At 69.0% G+C, this 1302-nt stretch carries 2 protein-coding genes; both read right to left on the bottom strand.

Features of this window, described 5'->3' with window-relative positions; all coding sequences use genetic code 11:
- Nucleotides 1–324 (bottom strand): methyltransferase domain-containing protein (locus ACWGI8_RS13565; RefSeq protein ID WP_453660591.1); only part of this gene is annotated, 324 nt, incomplete at its 3' end.
- 18 nt (nt 325–342) lie between these two features.
- Nucleotides 343–1194: a lantibiotic dehydratase gene (locus ACWGI8_RS13560; RefSeq protein WP_453660589.1), complete on the bottom strand. Its 852-nt coding sequence runs from the start codon at nt 1192–1194 to the stop codon at nt 343–345.
- Nucleotides 1195–1302 lie beyond the last annotated feature (108 nt).

Here is a 1302-nt window from a genome sequence, read left to right as displayed (position 1 = left end):
GTCCTGGGCGTTGCCCAGCTCGGTACGTGCCCAGCCCGCCACGCCGCGCTCCTGGACGTCGGCGGCGCACGCGTCGACCATGCCCTGCGCCTGGTCGATACCGAGGACGAAACCCTCCGGACCGACCTGATGGGCGATGGGGAACAGGCAGGCGCCGCGCCCGCAGCCGATGTCGAGCACGCGCTCGCCCGGCTTCAGGTCCAGCGCATCGGCCACCATCTTGCCGAGCGGGTGGAAAATCATCTGGCCCGCCGACTCGTACTGCTCGGCCGACTTGTCGTAGGCGTCCCGTACCAGGGCGGTGATGCGGATGTCCTCGTTCATGAGCGCTTTCTCCTTGATTTACGGGACTTGACCGACGGAATTCTCCGACGACGGCCGCACAAGGCAGCCGACGCGGAATTCGGCACAGTGCGGTTGACCGTCCACCCGCCACCACAATTCGTCCGGCGCGGGCAGCATTTCGGACACGATGACCTCGTCCTCGGGAAGACGGGCGATGTCGAGCACCGACAACGGATCGGCGAAATCGACGTAGAGCGGCTTGGGTTCGGCCGGGTGTTTGACATAGACGTAGCGCGGAAGGTCATGCGTGGCGCGCAGCCGCTGCAGGGCCAGCCATTGCCCGTAGGCGTCGCCGGCTCTTTGCGGAATGCGCAGTCGCCAGCGGGCCCGCTGCAGCACGACATCCTCCACCACGATCCTGGGGGTGTACGGGCCGAGGTCGACCGGAACCGGCACGAGCGCCGGCCGGGACACCGCCCGGTGCAGGGTGGACGACAGGTCTCCCGGGTACAGCAGCCGCCGCTGCCCGCCGACCAGCACCGAGTCTCCCGAAGGCGGTACGACGGCCTCCGCGATGGGCACCACCTCGGTACGGTCCTTGCCCGACAGTCCGCTCAGCTCGATCGCGACGCCCGGAAGTTCGGGAGTCACATGGGCGCTGCGGCGGCGCGAGACGATCGTCGCGGCCGTCCCGGGCGGGACGATCCGGGTCACCCGCTCGGTGAACTCCGCCCACAGCCCGTCCGGATCGCTGTGCAGCGGCCGCTCCAGACCGCCGAAGACCGAGCTGCAGTCGTCGTGCATCTCCGACAGCACCCAGGTGGCGGTGGCCGGGTCGGGGCCCGCGGCCATCAGGTCCGGGCTGGGCAGACAGGCGTCCTGCGGACCGTAGGAGACGGTGTCCCACAACGGCGCCAGCGCCTCCTCCAGTCGGCGGCCGCTCAGCCGGACGGCTCGTGGACGGCCGCGTTCTGCTTACTAATAATCTACGGCGTCCGCGAAGTTCTTGAGGAGTTT

The sequence above is a fragment of the Streptomyces sp. NPDC054841 genome (assembly GCF_053611045.1).
Note: the sequence above shows the minus strand (reverse complement) of the source record. Positions and strands in the feature narration are given on the sequence as shown.